This is a genomic window from Mucilaginibacter ximonensis, from assembly GCF_042686265.1.
GTDB lineage: Bacteria > Bacteroidota > Bacteroidia > Sphingobacteriales > Sphingobacteriaceae > Mucilaginibacter > Mucilaginibacter ximonensis.
The window spans coordinates 347,569-369,429 of the sequence record NZ_JBHUPD010000004.1 but is presented as its reverse complement, the minus strand read 5'-3'; the positions used below and the strand labels follow the sequence as shown (position 1 = coordinate 369,429).

Genomic DNA, 21,861 nt, shown 5'->3' with positions numbered 1-21,861 from the left:
TAGTTGTTGCAAGTGATAAGAAATTTTACTTATAAATTTCTTCTGGGTCTGATTTTGATAACTGCATTTTGCGGCTCTGAATCTGCTTTTGCGCAACAATCGCCTAAAAAAGATTCTGTTACTGTAAAAGCACCTTATAAACGCACCCAATCCAACAATGCATTAAACCGGCAGGGAATTTTTGACCCGCCACCTTTTGGGGTTACCCGCACCGTTGAGTATGATGCACTTACCAACCAGTACATTTTGTATGAACGTGTGGGTAACTTGCTTTACAGGCCGCCGGTTTATCTTACTTTTAGCCAATACCTTGCCCTGAAGCAACAAGAAGAACGGCGGGATTACTTTAAGCGGCTGGCCGATAATTACTCGTATGCGCAAACACAGCCGGGTTTTATTCCGCAGATAAACGTTCATAATCAAACTTTTGAAAAAATATTTGGCAGCTCGATTATTGATATACGTCCGCAGGGATCAGTAGAGGCTATTCTGAGCGGACAGATTAATAAAAATGAGAATCCGCTATTTAATACCAAACAGCGTAAGCAGTACAACTTTAACTTTGATCAGCACATTCAGTTGAACCTGAATGGTACTATCGGCGATAAGTTAAAGATAGCTACCAATTATAATACCGATGCCCAATTTCAATTTGATAACCAGGTGAAGCTTGATTATGTGGGGCACCCGGACGAGATTATCCAGGAAATACAGGCAGGTACGGTGAGCATGCCACTGAATACCCAGCTTATTACCGGCACACAGGCCCTATTTGGCTTAAAAACAAAGCTAAAGTTTGGTAAACTTGAAGTAACGTCTATTTTCTCGCAGCAGCGGTCACAATCAAAAGACATCACCATAACCAATCAGGGCCAGCAAGGCAACTTTGCCATTTCAGCGTCCGACTATGAGGCCAACAAGCATTATTTCTTATCGCAATTTTTTCGCAATAACTATAATAAAGCGCTGGCTAACATACCCATCATTAATTCAAACATCAATATTACCAAAATTGAAGTCTGGACAACCAACCGCACCAATGCCACCACCGACTCGCGCGACGTAGTGGGCTTTTTGGATCTTGGTGAGAATGCACCGTATAATACCGCGCAGATTCAGGGTGGCCCGGGTTTTTCAGGTTTGCCGGCAGGTTTTCAGGGGCCGGGTTTTGCCGATCAGTCAAACAACCTTTTAGCTAATATACCCGCCGCTGCGCGCAATACTAACGACCCGTCGAATTCGCTGATTACTTATTTTGCAGCCCATGGCGGTACTGATAACTATGCTAAACTTACTTATGCGCGCAAACTTACTTCAAAGGAATATACATTGCACCCGCAACTGGGTTATATTTCCTTAAACTACCCGTTAAATAACGACGAGGTACTGGCCGTAGCTTACCAATACACTTACAACGGTAAGCAATACCAGGTGGGCGAGTTTTCAAGTGATATACCGGCGACACCTAATGCGCCGAAGGTGCTTTACGTAAAGTTGTTAAAGAACACCTTATTAAAAACCAACCTGCCAACCTGGAAGCTGATGATGAAAAACATCTACTCGTTAAATGCCTTCCAGGTGAGCCCTGCTAATTTTAAATTGGGGGTTACCCGTTTAGATGATAAAAACGGCATAGAAAAACCGGTGATGGAGGAGGGGCAAAACACTAGTTCAAAGCTTTGGCTGAAGCTTACCGGTTTAGATAATCTGGATCAGCAAAATCAAAAACAGCCCGACGGTTATTTTGACTTTTTAGAGGGCATCACCATCGATTCGCAGAACGGGCGTATTATGTTTCCGGTGCTTGAGCCTTTTGGCTCTGACCTTGCCAGGCAATTTACACCTGCTGAAACAGAGCTGAATACCCGGTACGTCTATCAGCAATTGTATGATTCTACCAAAACTGTCGCCCAGCAATTTTTTCCAAAACTTAACAGATACACCATTAAGGGTACCTATACGGCACAGGGTGGCGGCGGCTCCTACCAGTTAAATGCCATTAACATTCCGCAGGGAGCAGTTTCAGTTTCGGCAGGCGCAACAAAGCTTATTGAAGGAACAGATTATACTATTGATTACAATGCCGGGCGATTGAACGTAATCAACACAGCTATACTGTCGTCAGGGCAGCCAATAGCGGTACACGTGGAAAATAATGAGTTGTTTGGTGCTCAGCAAAGGTCATTATATGGGTCGAGGTTTGATTATAAGTATAGCCCCAACTTGAATCTGGGCGCTACCATAATGCACCTTACCGAGCAACCCATTTCGCAAAATGAAGAAATAGGGCAGGAGTCTATCTCGAATACCATTTTGGGTTTTGACTTTAATTATGCTTCAAACTCGCGTTTTTTAACACGATTGGTAGATAAGATTCCGTTCATTCAAACCAAGGCGCCTTCGTCCATAGCATTAAGCGGTGAGTTTGCCAAACTGTTGCCGGGCAGCCCTGGCGTTTTAAACTATGCCGGTTCAAGAAACGGCACTTCATATTTAGATGATTTTGAAAACAGCCAATCTATTATCGACGTCAAAAGCGCTAATACCTGGCAGATTTCGGCTACGCCACAGATGTTCCCGGAGTCGGGGCTGTTTAATAACCTGAGCTATGGCTATAATCGGGCGCGACTGGCCTTTTATAACATCGACCCCATATTTTATACCAACACCGGCTCAACCGGTGTAACACGGACGCAGTTATCAAACCACTATCAGCGCCAGGTTTTACAGACTGAGGTTTTCCCTTATAAACAATCGGTTACAGGGCAGCCTTTGAGTATTGCGACTTTAGATTTAGCTTTCTATCCAACAGTGCGCGGCCCGTATAACTATACTACTACCGGCGTTAATGCCGATGGCAGCCTGCAAAATCCGACATCGCGCTGGGGCGGTATGTATCGTGGTATATCGACTAATGATTTTCAGTCGCTTAACGTAGAGTACATAGAATTTTGGGTGATGGACCCGTTTATCTACAAGACCAACTCGGCCGGCGGCGATCTGTATTTTAACCTGGGTAGTATTTCTGAGGACGTTTTAAAAGACGGCCGTAAAAGCTTAGAGAACGGTTTACCTGTTAACGGCGACCTGAGTACTGTTGATACAACTGCCTGGGGCCGGGTACCCAAAACACAGCCCGTGGTTAACGCTTTTGACAGTAATCCGGCGTCGCGTGTTTTACAGGACGTTGGTCTGGACGGTTTAAGTGATGCCGATGAGCAAACTAAATTTGCCCCTTTTGTTAATTCAGCTAAAGCTGCTTTGAACCCGGGCGCTGCCAGTGCTATCGCGGCCGACCCCTCTTCAGATGATTATGAATATTACCTGGGGCCCAATCAGGATAATGCTAAAGCCGATATTTTAAAACGCTACTCCAAATACAACGGTAACGAAAGTAACTCTAAAACGGCCGAGCAATCACAGGCTTTATTGGGCCTGCAAACATCGGCCAATACTTCATTGCCCGATGGTGAAGATATCGACAGGGATAACAATATGAGCCAGGACGACCAGTATTTTCAATACAAAGTTTCCATGCGGCCTAAAGATTTGGTTGTGGGCCAAAATTTTGTAAACGATAAGATCACGGCCCAGGTTAAACTGGCCGATGGTACTACACAATCGGTTAACTGGTATCAGTTCAGGATACCAATAACAGCTTACAACGAAGCTGTTGGTGGTATACAGGATTTTAAAGCAATACGCTATATGCGTATGTTCATGACAGGTTTCGCTGATACCGCTATCCTGCGTTTTGCTACGCTGCAGCTGGTTCGCGGCGACTGGCGGGCTTACAATACCGAAAATAACCCGTTAAATGTAATTGCCGACCCGGCTTTGACCAATCCGCCGCTTGATAATTCCAGCATCAGCGTTGAGACGGTAAATATTGAGGAAAATGGTAAGCGCATACCTATCCCGTATGTAGTGCCGCCAGGTATCATTCGTCAGCGCGATTATAATAACCTGCAAAGCAATACTCAATTAAACGAGCAATCGCTTTCTTTGAACGTAAAGAACTTAAGCGATGGTTATTCAAAAGCTGCCTTTAAAACTTTTTATAATGACTTGCGCAAATACAAGCATCTGCAAATGTTTATTCACGCAGAAGCCAACCAAAGCACGCTGCACGACAATGATGTAAGCGCTTTTATTCGTTTAGGGGCAGATTACCAGGATAATTATTACGAATATGAAATTCCGTTGACGGTTACCGGCCCGGGTACGACCAACGAAAATTCAATATGGCCGGATGCCAACCAATTAGATATTGACCTGTCCATATTAACCGATGCCAAGATAGCTCGTAACGGCGCTAAGTTTAACGGACAACCATGGCCTGTGAACAAGCCATTTACGTTCACCAATGGGAAGAATCGCATCACCATTATGGGGGTGCCTGATCTGAGCCGTCTGCGAACGATTATGCTAGGCGTGCGCAATCCTTATCGAAATAACGCTGCGCCCGGTGCTGATGATGGCTTGGCCAAGTCGGCCATTGTTTGGTTTGACGAGTTGCGTTTAACTGATTTTGACAACAAAGGCGGATGGGCAGCCGTTGCCCGGGCCGATGTAAAACTGGCTGATCTGGGTACTATTACCGTGGCCGGCAATAAAAGTACAGCTGGCTTTGGCGCTTTGGATTCTAAACTTGAAGATCGTCAGCTTACCGATAACCAGGGGTATGATGTATCGGCCAATATGGATCTGGGCCGTTTCTTCCCGGCAAAGAGCGGTATCCGGATTCCGGCTTACGTCAATGTATCCAACCAGGTAAATACCCCGCAATATGATCCGGCGCAGGCCGATATCTTATTGAAACAAACGCTGAGTACCACACAATCGGCGCAGCAGCGCGACTCCATTAAGCATGCAGCCGAGGATTATACCATGCGCAAAAGCGTAAACTTTACCAACGTGCATAAAGAGCGGGCGCCCGACAAAAAGACGAACCATGTGTATGACGTAGAGAATTTGAATGCCAGCTACGCTTATACCGAGTACACGCATCATGATTTTACGACAGAGAACGATCTGGAAAAAACCTACCACCTGGCTTTTGCTTATAATTATACCAACGCGCCTAAATTTGTCAGTCCGTTTGCTAAAATTATAAAGGCCAACTCGTTAGCCTTAATAAGGGATATTAACTTTGCGCTGGCGCCAACGCGGTTGAATTTCAGTATCAACTTTGACAGGTTTTACTCTGAGAATTCGCCGCGAAATAATGACCCGAATAACCCTGTATTCATCCCAACCACTTACAACAAAAATTTTAACATCACCCGTGTTTATGGTTTTGGCTGGCAGCTTACCAGGTCTTTATCGGTTGATGTGGATGCAACTAACCTTTCAGTAGTGGACGAGCCTTATGGTAAACTGGACGGTTTGAAGATTGATACGCTTTGGCAAAACATCCGGAAGCTTGGCCGAACTACTAATTATAACCACACCTTTAATGTCAACTATACGGTACCGTTAAATAAAATACCGGGCATGGACTGGGCCGCGTTAACCACGCATTACAGTACTAACTTTACCTGGCAGGCAGCGCCTGAGTTTGCCATAGGCAACCCGCAATTTAATGTAGGTAACAGTATTCAAAATGCCCGCAAAATTCAGTTGGATCCGGTGCTGACCATGCAGACTTTGTACAACAAAATTGGCTTTCTTAGAAATGGTACCAACCCGCAAAATAGCGCATTAACCCGCGTATTCACCGGGTTGATTACCAGTGTGAAAAGCCTGAGCGCTAATTATACCCGTACAGACGCAACGTTTCTGCCGGGGTATTTGCCGCAATCTAATTTGTTTGGGCAGGATTTGAGTTATGATGCGCCGGGTATTGGTTTCTTGTTGGGTAGCCAGGCTGATATTCGCAGCCGGGCCATTGCCAATAACTGGATAACGCGCGACACTTTACAAAATCAGTTGTATGTACAGTCAGTAAATGTCGACCTGCGTTTAAAAGCCACCGTTGAGCCTACGCCCGACTTGCAGATTCAGTTATCGGCTTACAAAACTGAAGACCATACCTATCAAACCAACTTCAAGTTTTTAAGCGCCAGCGGATCATTTGAAAACCTTACGCCAACTACTACGGGAAATTACAGTATTTCTTATTTTTCGCTGGCCACTGCATTTTCTAAAGAAAGCGGTGTAAATAACACCTCAAAGCCTTATCAGAAGTTTTTAGACAACAGGCAAGCTATTTCCAGGCGCCTGGGCAATACCAACCCAAATTCTGGCGGCACAGGTGCAAGCGGTTATGCCGACGGTTACGGGCCAAACTCGCAAAACGTTTTAGTGCCGGCCTTCCTGGCGGCTTATACTGGCAAAAGTGCTAACAGCGCCAGCCTTAGCCAGTTTCCGAGTACGCCGATACCCAACTGGCAGATAAGATATACCGGTTTAAGCAGGCTGCCGTTTTTTGAAGAACTTTTTGACTCATTTGATATTAACCATGGCTATCAGTCTTCCTACTCAGTAAGCCAGTATAACACTTTGTTACAATATCAGGAACTGGGCGGCGCATCAAGCCAGCGCGATGTGAATAACGATTTTTTGCCTAAATATCAATTTTCGCAAATCACTATTTTTGAGCAATTTGTGCCTTTACTGGGTATTGATATTCGTTTTAAAAACAATATGACTACCAACCTTGAATACCGCCAAAGCCGGGCGCTGAGTTTAAGTTTGTTAAACAGCCAGCTGACGCAGCAGAATGAACAGGTGGTTACTTTTGGATTTGGATATAAAACAAGAGATTTTCGTTTTCCGTTTGGCTTGTTTGATGGTTTGATTCTTAAAAATGATTTAACCTTCAAGATTGATTTTGCCCTGCGTAACAATAAAACCCTGATCTATCAGGCTGATTTAGCAGCGGCTCAAATATCTTCAGGTGCACAGAATATTACTTACCGGCCTTCAATTGATTATGCCATAAGTCAGCGTTTTGTACTAAATCTGTTTTACGATTCAAACCTGACAAAACCATACACTTCGCAGGCATTCAATACCTCGTTTACCAACTTTGGGGTTAACTTGAAATTGTTGTTGCAGTAAATAACCAGGTGGTTTATATGTTTATTGCTTAGCCTCCGCCGCTTTCTCAGCTTCTTTCCTTTCCTTTTTCAGCTTTCGTTTTAGTTTACGCTCTGCGCGACGTGCCTGCCGCTGCTCTTTTTTTGTCTGGCGATTTTTCTTTTTCAGTTCACTCTGGGCCATGCGCTCACTGGTGGCCTTTTGAGTTTTTTTATCGTAACCCACCGACGGCTTTAAACCTTGTAGTAAACTCTGCCATATAGCTTTGAAAAACGAGAAGTTGGGCTGGCGTTTCATATCGATATGGAATGAACGTGGAATTAGCCCGGGTGCATCGGGGTTATCGTGCTTCAGGATGAATATATTGGCAAATAGCGATGCCACCATTTTGCCTCGCAATGTTGAGTGCACAGTGTCTGTCTTTAACAGTTTTACCTTCAGGTTATTGTATAGTACAGTAACAGTACCTTTTGAGCGACGCCTGTTTGCATCAAATTTAAAATCAAGGCTTTTAAGCGTGCCATTGGTAATCTTAACCTGGGCAAATGGCATAAGCGCTGTGTTTACAACCGACAGGTCCATCGGGCCCATATGAGCAGTATAACTGTAAGCGGCATCAGGGTCTGTAAGGTTTAAAACAAATGTCGTAGAGAAGTTACCACGATTCATGAAATAGCTGTTCAGCGAAATACGCATCAGGTTGTTTTTCTGTAATGCTTCTTTGTTATTGGTAGCATTCAAGATGGTGCCTGATGTGTTATTGAAATAGATGCTGCCATCCATGTTAGATTTTTTATTGTGCTCTGAGTAGGTAACGTTGACATGCTTCAAACGTATGGTGTCAATCTTAACCCGGGCATTAACCTGATAAATAGCAACGTTGGGGAAGCTGTTGATCTTATCTTTAAAAGTTTTGGGTTTGCCTGGGTTATTAAACAATGAAAAATCACAGCCCTTAACCACCAGGCTGGATGCATTGATAATGCGGTACTTATGGTAATTAAGGTAGTCGAAGTTATTGAGCCACAATGAATCGATGCCAAAAGCAAAGCGATCCTGGAGCGTTTTTCCAAAAAAAGTAAGCGGGTTAACCGGCTCAAATGTTGCCCCGTGTACCATCAATTGCGATATCTGCGTTGATAATTTAAGCTGTTTGATTTTGAATTTATACAAGCCGTCGGCAGTGGTGCCTTTGTAATCGTTTAGGTCGGCAATGATATTTTTACAATACATCAGCCGGCTTTTGTCCGTTTGAGTGGCCGAGTCTATAAGCAGATCATTAGCCTGGAGGTTCATTTCTTTCAATTCAGAAACTGCAAGTTTGTTACCCGAGTAGTTTTTGTATTTGAACTTGATATCGTTTAATAAAATATCGCCAACATGAATGTATTTTATTGATTTGCTGATTTTTTGCCAAATGGTACGGTGGTCTTTGTTAACAGTGTCTTTGGTATGATTTAATTGATAACTTAACTGTACATCCGGAGACGTGAGCGAAATCCGGTCGATGTCAACTACGTGATTAAAATATAGTTTAAAGGGATGAATGTGCGATAAGATTAATCGCTTAACGTGCACACTAAACAAGTTATTGGGCGCTAATCCGCGTGCCTTTAGACGATTGTAAACCGGCGTATCTATTTTGAGGGTAACATTGTAAAATAGCACCCGGCCCTCCAGCACATGAAGGTCGGCATCTGAGAAGTCGACCGAATATAAACTGTCTGTAGCCTTTATAACAGCGTCCTTGACTTTTGACGACAATACCGGCGACCAATAACTATTTATAACAAAGGCCGCAATAAACAGCAGCACTACAAACACACCTGTGCCAATCAGCGTAGTTTTGTGCCATTTATGCTTCAAAAATTTTAACGCCATTAGCGGTTCTTGTTATTTTTAAGATTAGCAACAGAGTCTCGCTTAGCCTGGCGTCGTGCTTGCCTTTCCAGTTTCCTTTGTTTTCTGTCTGCTTTAAATTTATTGAATTTATCTATTAAACTACTCACTTTAGTTACTACTTTGTTTACCGTACCTTCAGTTTTCTTTGTAAAACCTACACTTGGCTTCAGGCCGTCAAGCAAACCCTTATATAAAAAGCTGAAAAAAGAGGTTGTTGGTTCACGTTTCAAATTGATAGGTCCGAGGCGAAAATTGCCTTTTGTATCCGGGTTGTCGTTTTCAATAATCAGCGCATTAGCTATTTTGGATATAAACCCCTGCGTCTGCAATTTTTTCTGACCATCTACTTTTTTTAACAGTTCAACATTCAGATTTTTATAATAAAACTCCAGGTGACCCTTACCACCATAGTTGTTGGCGTTTACGTTAAAGTTAAGGCGCTCAACATCGGCGCTTTTAACGTGCACCATAGCCAGCGGTTTAACCAATTTATCCAATATTCTCCCATCGAACTTACCCAGTGTGCCTGAATAATTAAAGGCGCCATCTTTAGCATTCAAATTAAATTTAAAATTCACCTGCAGCGGCCCTGCGTTCATGAAACGGGTATTTATACCGGCTATCATGAATGGATTACGTCTTTTAGCATCTGGATCGTTAGTTACGTTGAAGAAATGCCCGGTGGTATTGTTAAAAGTAATAACGCCGGTTTGTTGGGTAGTGGCGTCAAGTTCTGAATAGATAATGTTGCTATGAGTTAAATTCAACCTGTTCAGTTTCATATCCAATGCCACCCGTTGCAATGCCTGGTGCGGGTCTTTACCAATCTTACTGGTTTTTTTGCCTTTGTAATTGCTGTTGCTAAAAATTTCAACATTAGCTTTATCGATATCCATACTGCCTGCATAGAGTTTCTGATCGCGCAAAAAACGTTGCAGATCTATATCGGTAATAGCTATCTTTTTAAATTTTAGTGTGAAAATATCTGCCGACGTACCTAACACTTTATAAAATTCGGTGTGATTATAACGGGGTGTAAAGTTTACCCGGTCCAAAATTATCTCACGTTTAGCGGTCGAAAAGTAGATTTGCTTTAGCTCGGCGCGATACATGCTGTCGGGTGTTGCAATCTTATAATCATGTAAAGTAACGTCGACACCTCTGGTGTAATAAAAGCGCGAAGTATCAAGTGCAGCTGCCGAGTCGATCTGTATTTTGGAGATATTAATATCCAGATGCTTCAACATGGTTTGTTTCATTACCGCCTCGTTTTTGTTAATGTAATTGAGGCTGATGTCTTTGAGCGATATAGAATCGATCTTTAACTGCTTAAACACTTTTTCAATAATCTGGTAAGGGGTTTTAGGCTTACCTACCTTAACCGTATCATTAAAATTGTATCGTTTGTTGATAATAGTAAGGTTGGGTTTATCGATCTCAATGTCGTCGATATTTAAGATCTTGTCCTGATAAGCTTTTTTAGCGCCTACGTTTTTAATGGTAAGTTTTTTTACACTCAGGTTAAAGATGTTGTCAGGAGCTTTATGCGCTGCTACTAATTTCTGATATACTCCCGTATCCGGCACCAGTTTAAAGTCGGAGAGTGTGGCGTTGCCTGAGGTTAAATTCAGGTCGAAGTTGGAGTACTCGATATGATATAAACTATCACTGGATCTTAAAACCAGTTCTTTCAGTTTGGCTTGCAGCAGGGGCTTCCACTTGTCGCCCGCTATAAAGCGTTTATAGAGATACCAGCCGGTGCCGCCCAATGCAAATATGAACACCAATATCACGATGGGCCATATGCGGATGGTATATTTTCGGTTATGTTGTGTCATTTCAAGGCAGATAGATGAATTGCTTTAACAGCTCAATGTTGTTTTTGTGTACATTTCATTTAATCTCTATAAGAATATTACATACCAGCGAAGTGTTTATTTAATTTCATAATTCTGCCAATCTGTCACACGGTATTCAAAATTTATGTATTTTTGCTGCTCAATTTTATAAATAATGATGGATTTGATTAGTCAGGACAAGACGCATGATGAGAGCAGGCAAGGTGAAGCTTTGGTGTTAGACCCAATTGAAGGGAAAAATAACGGGCGTAAACTTTACATTGAGAGTTATGGCTGCGCCATGAATTTTTCTGATAGTGAAATAGTTGCATCCATTTTGTCAGAGCAGGGTTTTAAAACTACCGGCGACTTTAACGATGCCGATGTGGTTTTCATCAATACCTGCTCAATCCGTGAAAACGCCGAAACCCGGGTACGTAACCGCCTGAAAGAATTTAAGGTGGCTAAAGGTAAAAACCCGGGAATGGTGGTTGGGGTGCTGGGCTGCATGGCCGAGCGCTTAAAAGCAAAATTTTTAGAAGAAGAAAAACTGGTTGATGTTGTTGTTGGTCCCGATGCCTACCGCGACCTGCCAAATCTGATAGACCAGGTTGACAGTGGCCAAAAGGCGGTGAATGTGTTGTTATCGCGCGAAGAGACATATGCCGATATTAACCCGGTTCGTTTAAATACCAATGGCATTAATGCCTTTGTATCCATTATGCGGGGCTGCGACAACATGTGCTCATTCTGCGTGGTGCCATTTACCCGTGGCCGTGAGCGTAGCCGCGATCCGTATTCAATTGTACAGGAGTGTCAGGATCTGTTCAACAATGGCTACCGCGAGGTAACTTTGTTAGGCCAGAATGTAGATAGTTATAAGTGGGCGAAACAGCCCCACCCAACCCTCCCCGGGGGGGAGGGCTTTGAAGAGGCCAACGAACAAGTCTCCCCAACCGGGGGAGATTTAGAGGGGGCTGTAAACTTCGCCGGCCTTCTGGAAATGGTTGCACTGATACACCCTGATCTGCGTGTGCGTTTCTCGACATCGCATCCAAAGGATATTACTGATGAAGTACTGTATACCATGGCCAGGCACGATAATATCTGTAAGTATATTCATTTGCCGGTGCAATCTGGTAACAGCCGAATACTTGACCTGATGAACCGTACCTATACACGCGAGTGGTATATTGACCGGGTGGATGCCATCCGGCGTATTTTACCTGGCTGTGCTATCTCGACCGATGTGATCACCGGCTTCTGCACGGAGACTGATGAGGAACATAAAGAAACCGTAAGCATGATGGAATATGTACAATATGATTTTGCCTATATGTTTATGTACTCCGAGCGTCCCGGAACTTTGGCAGCCAAACGCTATGCTGATGACATTCCGGAAGAGGTGAAAGCTGCGCGTTTAACCGAAATCGTCGCCTTACAGCAAAAAATGTCGCACCTGCGTTTACAACAGCAACTGGGTAAAGTTCAAAAAGTATTGATTGAAGGACTGTCAAAAAAATCAAAAGACGATTATTGCGGCCGCACCGATCAAAATGCAATGATGGTTTTCCCGAAAGATGATCGTTTTAAACCGGGTATGTACGTAAATGTTATGGCGGAACGCTGTACTACAGCAACTTTAATGGGAACTATAGTTGATTAAGTTTATCGGTTGATTAAGTGAGTAGTTATAAGCAGAAAACCATTTCACCTAATCTAACCAAATCAACCACTCACCAACCTTATGGAAATACAAGAAATAAAACAACGCTTTGGTATCATCGGCAACTCACCGTTGCTTAACCGGGCTATAAATATTGCAAACCAGGTAGCGCCTACCGATATATCCGTTTTAATAACCGGGGAAAGTGGTAGCGGTAAAGAGGTTTTCTCGCACATTATTCATCAAATGAGCCCGCGTAAGCATGGGCCGTTTATAGCGGTTAACTGCGGCGCCATACCTGAAGGTACTATCGATTCAGAGCTTTTTGGCCACGAAAAAGGGGCTTATACCGGTGCCGTTGGCGAGCGTAAAGGTTATTTTGAAACAGTAAATGGCGGTACCATCTTTTTAGATGAGATTGCCGAAATGCCGCTGGGCACGCAGGCACGTTTGTTGCGCGTGCTGGAATCTGGGCAGTACATTAAAGTAGGGTCTTCAAAGGTTGAAAAAACCAATGTGCGCGTAATAGCAGCAACTAACGTTGATGTTTACGAAGCAGTAAAAAATGGCAAGTTTCGGGAAGATCTGTACTATCGTTTAAACACGGTTCCGTTGCGTATACCACCTTTGCGCGACAGGAAGGAGGATATTTATCTGCTGTTCAGGAAATTCACATCAGACTTTACAGATAAATACCGTACGCCACCAATACAACTTGATGAAGAAGCACAACAGGTCTTAATTAATTACTCATGGCCGGGTAACGTGCGCCAGTTGAAAAATATGGCCGAGCAACTGGCCGTTCTGGAGCGCGACCATACTATCAGCGCCCAAACACTTTTAAGCTATATACCGCAGGAGGCCAACGGCAAAAACCTGCCGATGCGTCTTGATAATCAGCCGAAAGAAGATTTTAGTGAGCGTGACATATTATACAAGGTTTTATTTGATATGAAACGTGATATGGTAGAGCTGAAAAAATTGGTGGCCGACATTATTGAACATGGCGGTGTGACACCAAATTTTGCCAATAATTCCAAGGCTATTAATCAGCTTTATCGTGATATTGAGATGCCTGATGGCCCTGACCAGCAATTTACCATTCAACAACCCGTTAATAACACCAACAGCTTTAATATCACTCATGATGCGGAGGAAGTAGAAGAGTCGTTATCGCTGATTGAAAAAGAATCTGATTTGATACGCAAAGCCTTGAAAAAGCATAAAGGCAAGCGTAAACTGGCCGCAAATGAGTTGGGCATATCAGAGCGTACTTTATACAGAAAAATAAAAGAATTAAATTTATAAGGGTTGATGAAAAGATCATTAAGTATCTATTTGGGGCTAATGCTGGCTACAGTGTTGTTTGTGTCGCCGGGGTGTTCAATCCACTATGGTTTATCAGGTTCGGCCGTGCCTGAGGCTATGCATACCATTAACGTTGGTTTCTTTGAAAACAACGCGCCTATTGTAGTAGCCAATTTAAGCCAGACTTTTACCGAGGCGCTTAAAGATCGTATTCGCACCACCACACGCCTTAATATCGTAAATGGAGAAGCCGATGCCCGAATGACGGGGTCTATCATTGGTTACTCATATGCCCCGGTTTCTGTACAGGCTACTAACCCAAATGCACCGCCTCTTGCTAATGCCTCGGTGCTGACCATTACCGTTAAGGTTAAGTTTGTATATGATGCAGACAAGAAGCTGAATTTTGAACAGACCTTTGCAAAAAATGTCAATTTTCAGGGCGATATCAGCACACAAGAACAAAAGCTGATTAAGACGGTTACTACCCAATTGATCGACGATATTTTTAACAAGGCCTTTAATAATTGGTAAGTATTTTATAGCTTCATCCCGTGAACGGACAAGGAAATACCGCAGAATACGATTTTTTATGGAAGCTTTTGGCTAATCCGGCCGATAATAATCACTCGTATATCTTCAGCTTACAGTCGTTAGTTTCAGACTTCCCGCAAAGCGGTGCCTTACGCGCCTTGTTGATGCCTAATGGCGACAAGCGTCATGTAAAACACGCTGCAGCTTATTTTAATCCGGGTTTACTGCATAAGCTGGCCACCGCTCCTGACAGTCTGGCAAAAGTATCCAACGAGCAGATCATATTTAACGAAGCAGGCACCGGGGTATTAACCGATGTTAACTACGCTATCCCGCAAGCGGAGCCTTTTGTGCCGCCTGTACCCGATGCTGAAGCAGCTTACGTTCAGGTGTTAAATGATGATGACGCCGAACCTGTTGAAAAAGCCGCCGATTTCACTGATGATCACCTGCCACCGCCGGTACCAACCTTTGAACCCGAGGCGATTGTTGACTCCACACGCGAAAATATTCCGGCTTATATTGATGAAGGCGAGCCTGCAGATGCAGTTGATAGCCTTGAAGTACCGTCCATAACTCCGGAGCCTGAGCCTGTGGCTGAGGCAACGCCAATGGCCTTTCATCAGGAAACTGAGCTGCAGCCTGTTATTGAACAACCCTTGTCAGCGCCAGAGCCTGAACCCGCGGCCTCGTTTCACGAAGAACAAAAAAACAACCTGGCCAGAGAGTATGAAGCGTACATGGCCAAAACAGATATCACTCCCACAGAGCCGGTTTCATCTTATGAAGAGGTTAGATATTTCCATCAACCTATTGATGACGAGGTTTATGATGAGATTGTAAGCATTGAAGATATCGGCCTGGAGCAACTGGCTATTTTGAATAAATCAGCGCAGGAGGCTACCGCTGATGAAAACTATTTTGTTTTTGAACCTGCTATCAGCGGCGATTCAAATCAACAAAATGCGCCAGAGCCTGAAAAATATGCCGAAACTACTGAGCAACAGGCGGCAGCTGCAACTTATCAGCAAGCGCCTCCGCCCGATGTAGCGTATCCTGACCCTTATTTTAAGGACGATGTATCAAAGTATAATGATGAAAAAATGCCTTATACCTTTATGTGGTGGCTTGACAAAACCCGTAAAGAGCACGCATACATTTATCAGCCTTATACCCATCATTCAGCTAAGCAAAGTACACAGCCTGCTGCTGAAAATAAACCGCAAAAGCCTGTAGTTGATGAATTGCAGCAACAGTATTATCAAAGTATTGTCGCTAATACATCGCTAACTGATTACGACAAAACTGCGCCGCTGTTAACAAATGCGCAATCAAATCGTAAAGAAGATAAGATCATTGAACGCTTTATTCAGGAAGAACCGCATATCAAACATCCGGCTGAAATTAAGCTTGACAATGAGAATAAAGCCAAGCGCAGTTCAGAAGATAAAGAAGAGCTTGTAACTGAAACGTTAGCACGCATTTATACCGAGCAGATGCTTTATCACAAAGCTATCATCACGTATAAAAAATTGATGTTGAAATATCCGGAAAAAAGCCTTTACTTTGCAGGCCAAATTGAGCAATTAGAAAATAAAATAAATTAATATAAAGAAATGTATTTAGTATTATCGATTATTGTTGTGATAGTGTGTGTGCTTTTAGGGCTGATCGTACTTATCCAAAACCCAAAGGGCGGTGGCTTGACATCAAATTTTTCGAGCTCATCTCAATTAATGGGCGTTCAAAAAACCGGCGATTTTTTAGAAAAAGGCACCTGGGTTTTAGCTATTACTTTGATGGTATTGGCTTTGGCAATTAATGTGGTTAGCAAAGGCGGCGCCTCAACATCTCCGGGCTCGCAATATAAAGATCAGATTGACAAATCTTTGAAAGCTGCGCCAACTACAACAGCTCCTGCCGGTCAGACTGCTCCATTGCAGTTACCTGCTAAAAAATAAGCTAGAAAATATGCATATATAAAGGCTTTGAGGTAAAAACTTCAAAGCTTTTTTTGTTTAGTTGCGCACTGTCATCATGACATTGCACCTGTAATTTAAACAGCCATAAAAACTTCGTGGTTACATAAATCTGACAATACAACAGTAAGTAGTGTCAATTATTCAATTGGCATAATTGATGATGCGAGGGTAAGCACAAACAAACTTATAAATCATAAAATAAATAATATTAGTTATGTCATTAAACATTAAACCTATCGGAGACAGGGTAGTAGTGGAAGCTGCTCCTGCCGAGACTAAAACCGCTTCTGGTATCTATATTCCGGAAACCGCTCAGGAAAAACCGCAACATGGTACAGTAGTAGCTGTAGGTCCGGGCAGATATGCCGACTCTACCGGTAACTTGATCCCGCTGACAGTGAAAGCCGGCGACAAGGTTCTTTACGGAAAATTTGCCGGTCAGGAAGTAACTATTGAAGGTAAAGATTACCTGATAATGAGAGAATCTGATATTTATATTGTGTTATAATAATTAGTGAATGTATGATTAAGCGAATGCACGAATGTGGCTTATCGCTTGGTCAGTGATTCGATAAATTACCAAATCAAAAAATTAATCAAAAGCATGTCAAAGCAAGTAAAATATAATGTCGAAGCAAGAGACGCCCTGAAAAGAGGTGTTGACACTTTAGCTAACGCGGTTAAAGTAACCTTAGGTCCAAAAGGCCGCCACGTTATCATCGATAAAAAATTCGGTTCGCCGGCAGTTACTAAAGACGGTGTTACCGTAGCTAAAGAAATTGAATTGAAAGACCCTATTGAAAACATGGGTGCGCAAATGGTTAAAGAAGTAGCTTCAAAAACTGCTGATATTGCAGGTGACGGTACTACAACAGCAACTGTTTTAGCGCAAGCTATTGTTACTGCAGGTATTAAAAACGTTGCCGCCGGCGCAAACCCAATGGATTTGAAACGCGGTATCGACAAAGCAGTTAAAACTGTAGTTGAGAACTTAAAAACTCAAAAACAAGATGTAGGCGATGACTTTAGCAAAGTAAAACAAGTAGCTTCAATTTCAGCTAACAACGACGACGTTATTGGCGAAATGATTGCTGATGCGATGCAAAAAGTTGGTACCGGCGGTGTGATTACTGTTGAAGAAGCAAAAGGTACTGAAACCGAAGTTAAAACTGTTGAAGGTATGCAGTTTGACCGTGGTTACCTGTCGGCTTACTTTGTAACCAATACAGACAAAATGGAAGCTGAGTTGGAAAACCCTTACATTTTGATCTACGACAAAAAAATCTCTTCAATGAAAGAGTTATTGCCAATCCTTGAAAAACAAGTTCAAACTGGCAAGCCATTATTAATTATTGCTGAAGATTTGGACGGAGAAGCGCTGTCTACTTTGGTAGTTAACAAAATCCGCGGTTCACTGAAAGTAGCTGCTGTTAAGGCACCTGGCTTTGGCGATCGCAGAAAAGCTATCCTGGAGGATATCGCTATCCTGACTGGCGGTACTGTAATTTCTGAAGAAAAAGGTATCAAATTAGAGTCGGCTGAATTGAGCGACCTGGGCCAGGCAGAAAAAATCTCAATTGATAAAGATAACACCACCATCATCAATGGTGCTGGTAAATCAGATATGATCAAAGCTCGTGTAGCTGAGATTCAGGCTGGTATCAAAGCAACTACTTCTGACTATGATAAGGAAAAACTGCAAGAGCGTTTAGCTAAATTGTCTGGCGGTGTAGCTGTATTATATGTTGGTGCAGCATCAGAAGTTGAGATGAAAGAGAAAAAAGACCGTGTTGACGACGCTTTACACGCTACCCGTGCCGCTGTTGAAGAAGGTATCGTAGCAGGTGGTGGTGTAGCCTTCATTCGTGCCGTAGCTGCTTTGGCAGATTTGAAAGGTGACAACGATGACGAAAATACCGGTATTCAGATCATCCGTCGTGCTATTGAAGAACCATTACGTCAGATCTGCGAAAACGCAGGTATTGAAGGTTCTATCGTAGTACAAAAAGTAAAAGAAGGCACAGCCGACTTTGGTTACAATGCCCGTACCGACAAGTTTGAAAACTTAATTGGCGCAGGTGTAATTGACCCAACTAAAGTAAGCCGTGTAGCTTTAGAGAACGCTGCTTCTATCGCCTCAATGTTATTAACAACTGAGTGCGTATTAGCCGACGATCCTGAAGATGCTCCTGCGGCTCCGCCAATGGGTGGCGGTGGCATGGGTGGCATGATGTAATATCAAGCTTCCGGAGCTGATGAATATAGAAACCCCGTTTGCAATGCAAGCGGGGTTTTTTTATGGATGAATATTCGTGCTATTAGTATCTATAGCGCCTTTTACCTTGCTGTTTATTAGTTCCTGCGGTAATTCACTGATGGGGTTGTCACGCAAGTTCATAGAAACAAAAGGTATGCTGAGCCATTTGCTGGCAGAAGGTAACTGCCTGATATCGCAATTAGACAAATTTATTCTAAAATTTGATCTTGGCTGAGACAGGATGACATCGAAAATACTACGGTGATCTAACAGGGGATTATCATTAAGCTCCAGTATTTCCAGGTTCCTGGTATCTTTTAAGCCGGAAGGCAGCGTTGTTTTCTTTGTAATGCTTCTGCTTAATAACAGCATTTTTAGTTGCTTACAATCGCCTAATGATTCGGGCAGCTCATTTAAATTAAGATACTGAGCTTCTAAAGTATCCAATTGTGTGTAGGCGCCAATATGCTCAGGCAAAGCAAACATATTGCGGTTGCCGGTTATACCCAGGTAACGCAATTTATAGCCATCGCCATCAATATCAGGAACGGTCTGAATTTTGTTAAAAAAAAGCGTTATGCGTTCAACCGAGTGATTATTTTGCAATCCCTCCGGAAATTCTGTTAGGTGATTGATCGCAAAGTTCACCTCTTTAAGATGTGTTAAATAAGCCCAACCGCCGGGGATGGTTTCAATTTTATTGTTCGAGCAATTAAGGGTTTCCAGATTTTGCAGACCACTAAAAGCCGCGGGTAATGAGGTTAATTGGTTCATCATCAAATTAACATGTTTTAACCCGGTACAACCGTAGCTTAAAAGCGGAGGTAAATAAGTTAAGCTATTTTCAGTGAGATCAAGGTTTTCAAGCGCGGGCAAATTAAACAGGCCCGCAGGTACCTTTGTAATGCCATTTAAAGTAAGCTGTAAGTTTTTTAGATGATTAAGTTTTCCAAAAATATCTGGCATAGCGCCAAGCGCAAATTGATGTAGGGTGAGCGATTTTAAATTGGTAAGCTGGCCTAACGCTTCAAAACTTTTAAAAGGATGATCCATACCCCCAATAAAAACATCTTGTAACTGCGGCATATTTGCTATCCAGTTCAGGCTGATGGAGCGGTCATAAAATAAATTGAGATATAATGTATGCACATTGTTTAGGCTGCTCAACGCTATCAAAAACGCTTCCGGGTCGTCGTCGCCTTCAAAGAGCCCTCTCAAATCTTCTATCTGTGTGAATCGTTTTATTATTGACGGATCATTAAGTTTTATATCATCAAAGTAAACTGTCCTTAATGTTTTGACAGATACCAGACTCAGTAAAGCTTTTTCTTCGGTTTGTTTATGAATACCTGTCGAATCTTTCCACGCCGCCGGATCGCCGGTGATATGTGCCTTTTTCCACTGAACCCCACTTAGGTTATTATTGCCAATGTTTGTGGTGCTAAGTTTGATGCTATCTATATGCGCCAGTCTGGTTATTGAGGGTGGTAGCTCGGCTTTATATTTGGAGAATGAGATAACATGCAAGTTTTTCAATGCGATGAGCTTTTTAGTGCATCATTCATATCAATGGTCTCCGTGTTAAATTCCACTCCCTGTAATTGTTGTAATTCTGCAATGGCTTGTGGTAGTTTAAATGGCCCCGGTATCGTTAACGTAAGGTTTAGGTATTCCAGTTTGTTGAACTGTTTGAGTAGGATTACTGATTTTGTTAAATCATCGTCATTGTTTAGCTGCAGATTTACAGCAAATATTTTAGGAGCAAGCTTTTCGTCGATCAGTTTTTGAAGTTCGACCGCATTTTTTACAAGCGCAAAAGGATGTCCCTCTTCTTCAAAATATTTCCGATTCATCTCGCTTGATGCCAGCATGTAATTTGCAGTATATTTTGAGCCGTATTCCCAGTTTTTAAACTGCGCTAATGCATTCAATGATAGTATAGCCAACAAAAAACTGATTACCGATTTAGGCATATACTAATTTATAAAAATGCTTTCTTAACAAACATAAGGTTTGGTTGATGAAACAAGAAAATGACCTAAAAGTATTTTTTCTTGTTTCATCCTGTTTCACTTGTGTTTGGTAAGGTGCTATTTATTAGTTGTTTACAAAAAATGCTGTTTCATTTTGTTTCATCTGTTTCACATCCGCGTGAAACAAAACACCGTCAAATGCCATTGTACGCTATTTCATACAGCCTGCATTTTTTGCCAAACATAACTCATTGTCATCTAGGGGTAAACGGAGCGTCATTTGTTAATCAAATGATTAATTTCATAATAAAACGGTAACATTCATGCTTAAATTTGTGCTTAATTTCACAAACAGAAAAACAGGCACAACAATTGAATACATCTACCCAAATGAAACCGCTTAAAGGAAAAACCACACAAATACGTACCACAGTCGTTGACTGGGTCTTTTACAAAGGCTTCGAGCTTTTCGTATCTATCTACGGACGTTAAAAATTTGTAACTTCGTGCCGCTATGATAAAGGCATTTCACGATTTTACATATTATGCCTACCAATGGCTGCTGGTAAGCGGCGTCAGGTTGGTAGGGGCAATCATTATATTGCTTATTGGCCTAAAGCTTATTAAGTTTTTAGGAACCCGTATCCGCAGTCGCATGAGCCAGCGCGAGCTGCACTCGTCGCTACAGCCCTTCTTTATCAGTCTTTCTATAACATCGCTGTATATTTTGTTGCTGATACTGGTGTTAATCACCATTGGTATCCCGATTAACGAGTTTACTACCATTTTAAGCGGTGCTACGGTTGCTATAGGTCTGGCTTTATCTGGCACCTTTCAAAACTTTGCCGGCGGGGTGTTAATCCTACTATTAAAACCTTTTGAACTTGACGACAGTATCCTGGCACAAGGGCAGGAAGGAAAGGTTACCTCTATTCAGATATTTTACACCGTTTTGCTGTCGCCTGATAATAAAACCATCATCATACCCAATGGTAAGCTTTTTAACGAGGTTATTGTTAACTATACCCGGCAGGGTAAGCGTCGTCTGGATTTTGAGGTAAAACTGGGTTATTATGTCGATGTCGATCAAGCTAAGCAGATTATGACAGACGCGGTAAACGCCATCCCCGGCGTGATCAAGAATCCGGCTATCCGCGTAGGTATCATTGGTTTAGAGGTGGATTGTATTCGTTATGCAGTCAATATCTGGGTAAATCCAGCTGATTTTCTAACCGTTAAAATTGCCCTGCAAGAAAAAATCATAAAAGACCTGAAAGCCGGCGGCATACGGCTATTGGGCACATGATGCGTAAATATCCGGTTTTACTGTAATAATAGCCGCTTTTAGCCGTATATT

Annotated in this window: 13 protein-coding genes; 9 read left to right on the top strand and 4 right to left on the bottom strand. The window is 42.5% G+C overall.

Going from position 1 to position 21,861, the window contains the following annotated elements; all coding sequences use genetic code 11:
* Positions 1–12 precede the first annotated feature (12 nt).
* On the top strand, positions 13–7,065 hold the full coding sequence (gene sov / locus ACFS5N_RS18690) for a T9SS outer membrane translocon Sov/SprA (protein ID WP_449289013.1): 7,053 nt from the start codon (positions 13–15) through the stop codon (positions 7,063–7,065).
* 21 nt (positions 7,066–7,086) lie between these two features.
* Here sov and ACFS5N_RS18685 read toward each other — a convergent pair whose 3' ends face one another.
* Both ACFS5N_RS18685 and ACFS5N_RS18680 read right to left on the bottom strand, forming a co-directional pair.
* Entirely contained in the window at positions 7,087–8,925 is a 1,839-nt protein-coding gene (locus ACFS5N_RS18685; RefSeq protein ID WP_377189345.1) for a hypothetical protein, read from the bottom strand.
* On the bottom strand, positions 8,925–10,784 hold the full coding sequence (locus ACFS5N_RS18680; protein WP_377189342.1) for a hypothetical protein: 1,860 nt from the start codon (positions 10,782–10,784) through the stop codon (positions 8,925–8,927). The genes ACFS5N_RS18685 and ACFS5N_RS18680 overlap by 1 nt, the downstream gene beginning before the upstream one ends.
* A 175-nt stretch (positions 10,785–10,959) precedes the next feature.
* Here ACFS5N_RS18680 and ACFS5N_RS18675 point away from each other — a divergent pair, with 175 nt between their 5' ends.
* The 7 genes from ACFS5N_RS18675 (at position 10,960) to groL (ending at position 18,510) form a co-directional block, all read left to right on the top strand.
* Positions 10,960–12,450 (top strand): MiaB/RimO family radical SAM methylthiotransferase, encoded by a 1,491-nt coding sequence (locus ACFS5N_RS18675; protein ID WP_377189339.1) that lies wholly within the window; start codon positions 10,960–10,962, stop codon positions 12,448–12,450.
* Between the two features lie 81 nt (positions 12,451–12,531).
* A complete protein-coding gene (locus ACFS5N_RS18670) occupies positions 12,532–13,758 on the top strand; it encodes a sigma-54 interaction domain-containing protein (RefSeq protein WP_377189336.1) in 1,227 nt (408 codons plus the stop codon).
* Between the two features lie 6 nt (positions 13,759–13,764).
* Positions 13,765–14,292: an LptE family protein gene (locus ACFS5N_RS18665; RefSeq protein ID WP_377189333.1), complete on the top strand. Its 528-nt coding sequence runs from the start codon at positions 13,765–13,767 to the stop codon at positions 14,290–14,292.
* A gap of 20 nt (positions 14,293–14,312) precedes the next feature.
* Positions 14,313–15,899, top strand: a complete 1,587-nt coding sequence (locus ACFS5N_RS18660; protein WP_377189330.1) for a hypothetical protein — start codon at positions 14,313–14,315, stop codon at positions 15,897–15,899.
* Between the two features lie 9 nt (positions 15,900–15,908).
* Positions 15,909–16,253 carry a preprotein translocase subunit SecG gene (secG, locus tag ACFS5N_RS18655; protein ID WP_377189327.1) on the top strand — a complete coding sequence of 115 codons (345 nt, stop codon included), beginning with the start codon at positions 15,909–15,911 and terminating at the stop codon, positions 16,251–16,253.
* A gap of 235 nt (positions 16,254–16,488) precedes the next feature.
* Entirely contained in the window at positions 16,489–16,782 is a 294-nt protein-coding gene (locus ACFS5N_RS18650; RefSeq protein ID WP_377189324.1) for a co-chaperone GroES, read from the top strand.
* A gap of 96 nt (positions 16,783–16,878) precedes the next feature.
* Complete coding sequence (gene groL, locus ACFS5N_RS18645) at positions 16,879–18,510, top strand: chaperonin GroEL (protein WP_377189321.1); 1,632 nt, start codon at positions 16,879–16,881, stop codon at positions 18,508–18,510.
* A 60-nt stretch (positions 18,511–18,570) separates the two neighbouring features.
* Here groL and ACFS5N_RS18640 read toward each other — a convergent pair whose 3' ends face one another.
* Positions 18,571–20,067, bottom strand: a complete 1,497-nt coding sequence (locus tag ACFS5N_RS18640) for a leucine-rich repeat domain-containing protein (RefSeq protein ID WP_377189318.1) — start codon at positions 20,065–20,067, stop codon at positions 18,571–18,573.
* The gene (locus ACFS5N_RS18635) at positions 20,064–20,504 is read right to left on the bottom strand and encodes a hypothetical protein (protein ID WP_377189315.1); all 441 of its coding nucleotides are present in this window, start codon (positions 20,502–20,504) and stop codon (positions 20,064–20,066) included. The genes ACFS5N_RS18640 and ACFS5N_RS18635 overlap by 4 nt, the downstream gene beginning before the upstream one ends.
* A 514-nt stretch (positions 20,505–21,018) precedes the next feature.
* Between ACFS5N_RS18635 and ACFS5N_RS18630 the strand changes: the two genes are divergently transcribed.
* Entirely contained in the window at positions 21,019–21,810 is a 792-nt protein-coding gene (locus ACFS5N_RS18630) for a mechanosensitive ion channel family protein (protein WP_377189312.1), read from the top strand.
* Positions 21,811–21,861: the final 51 nt, after the last annotated feature.

Excerpts from the sequence above, each read along its gene's own strand:
- ACFS5N_RS18685 (WP_377189345.1), bottom strand. The coding sequence starts at position 8,925 with ATGGCGTTAAAATTTTTGAAGCATAAATGGCACAAAACTACGCTGATT.
- ACFS5N_RS18680 (WP_377189342.1), bottom strand. The coding sequence starts at position 10,784 with ATGACACAACATAACCGAAAATATACCATCCGCATATGGCCCATCGTG.
- ACFS5N_RS18675 (WP_377189339.1), top strand. The coding sequence starts at position 10,960 with ATGATGGATTTGATTAGTCAGGACAAGACGCATGATGAGAGCAGGCAA.
- ACFS5N_RS18670 (WP_377189336.1), top strand. The coding sequence starts at position 12,532 with ATGGAAATACAAGAAATAAAACAACGCTTTGGTATCATCGGCAACTCA.
- ACFS5N_RS18665 (WP_377189333.1), top strand. The coding sequence starts at position 13,765 with ATGAAAAGATCATTAAGTATCTATTTGGGGCTAATGCTGGCTACAGTG.
- secG (WP_377189327.1), top strand. The coding sequence starts at position 15,909 with ATGTATTTAGTATTATCGATTATTGTTGTGATAGTGTGTGTGCTTTTA.
- ACFS5N_RS18650 (WP_377189324.1), top strand. The coding sequence starts at position 16,489 with ATGTCATTAAACATTAAACCTATCGGAGACAGGGTAGTAGTGGAAGCT.
- groL (WP_377189321.1), top strand. The coding sequence starts at position 16,879 with ATGTCAAAGCAAGTAAAATATAATGTCGAAGCAAGAGACGCCCTGAAA.
- ACFS5N_RS18635 (WP_377189315.1), bottom strand. The coding sequence starts at position 20,504 with ATGCCTAAATCGGTAATCAGTTTTTTGTTGGCTATACTATCATTGAAT.
- ACFS5N_RS18630 (WP_377189312.1), top strand. The coding sequence starts at position 21,019 with ATGATAAAGGCATTTCACGATTTTACATATTATGCCTACCAATGGCTG.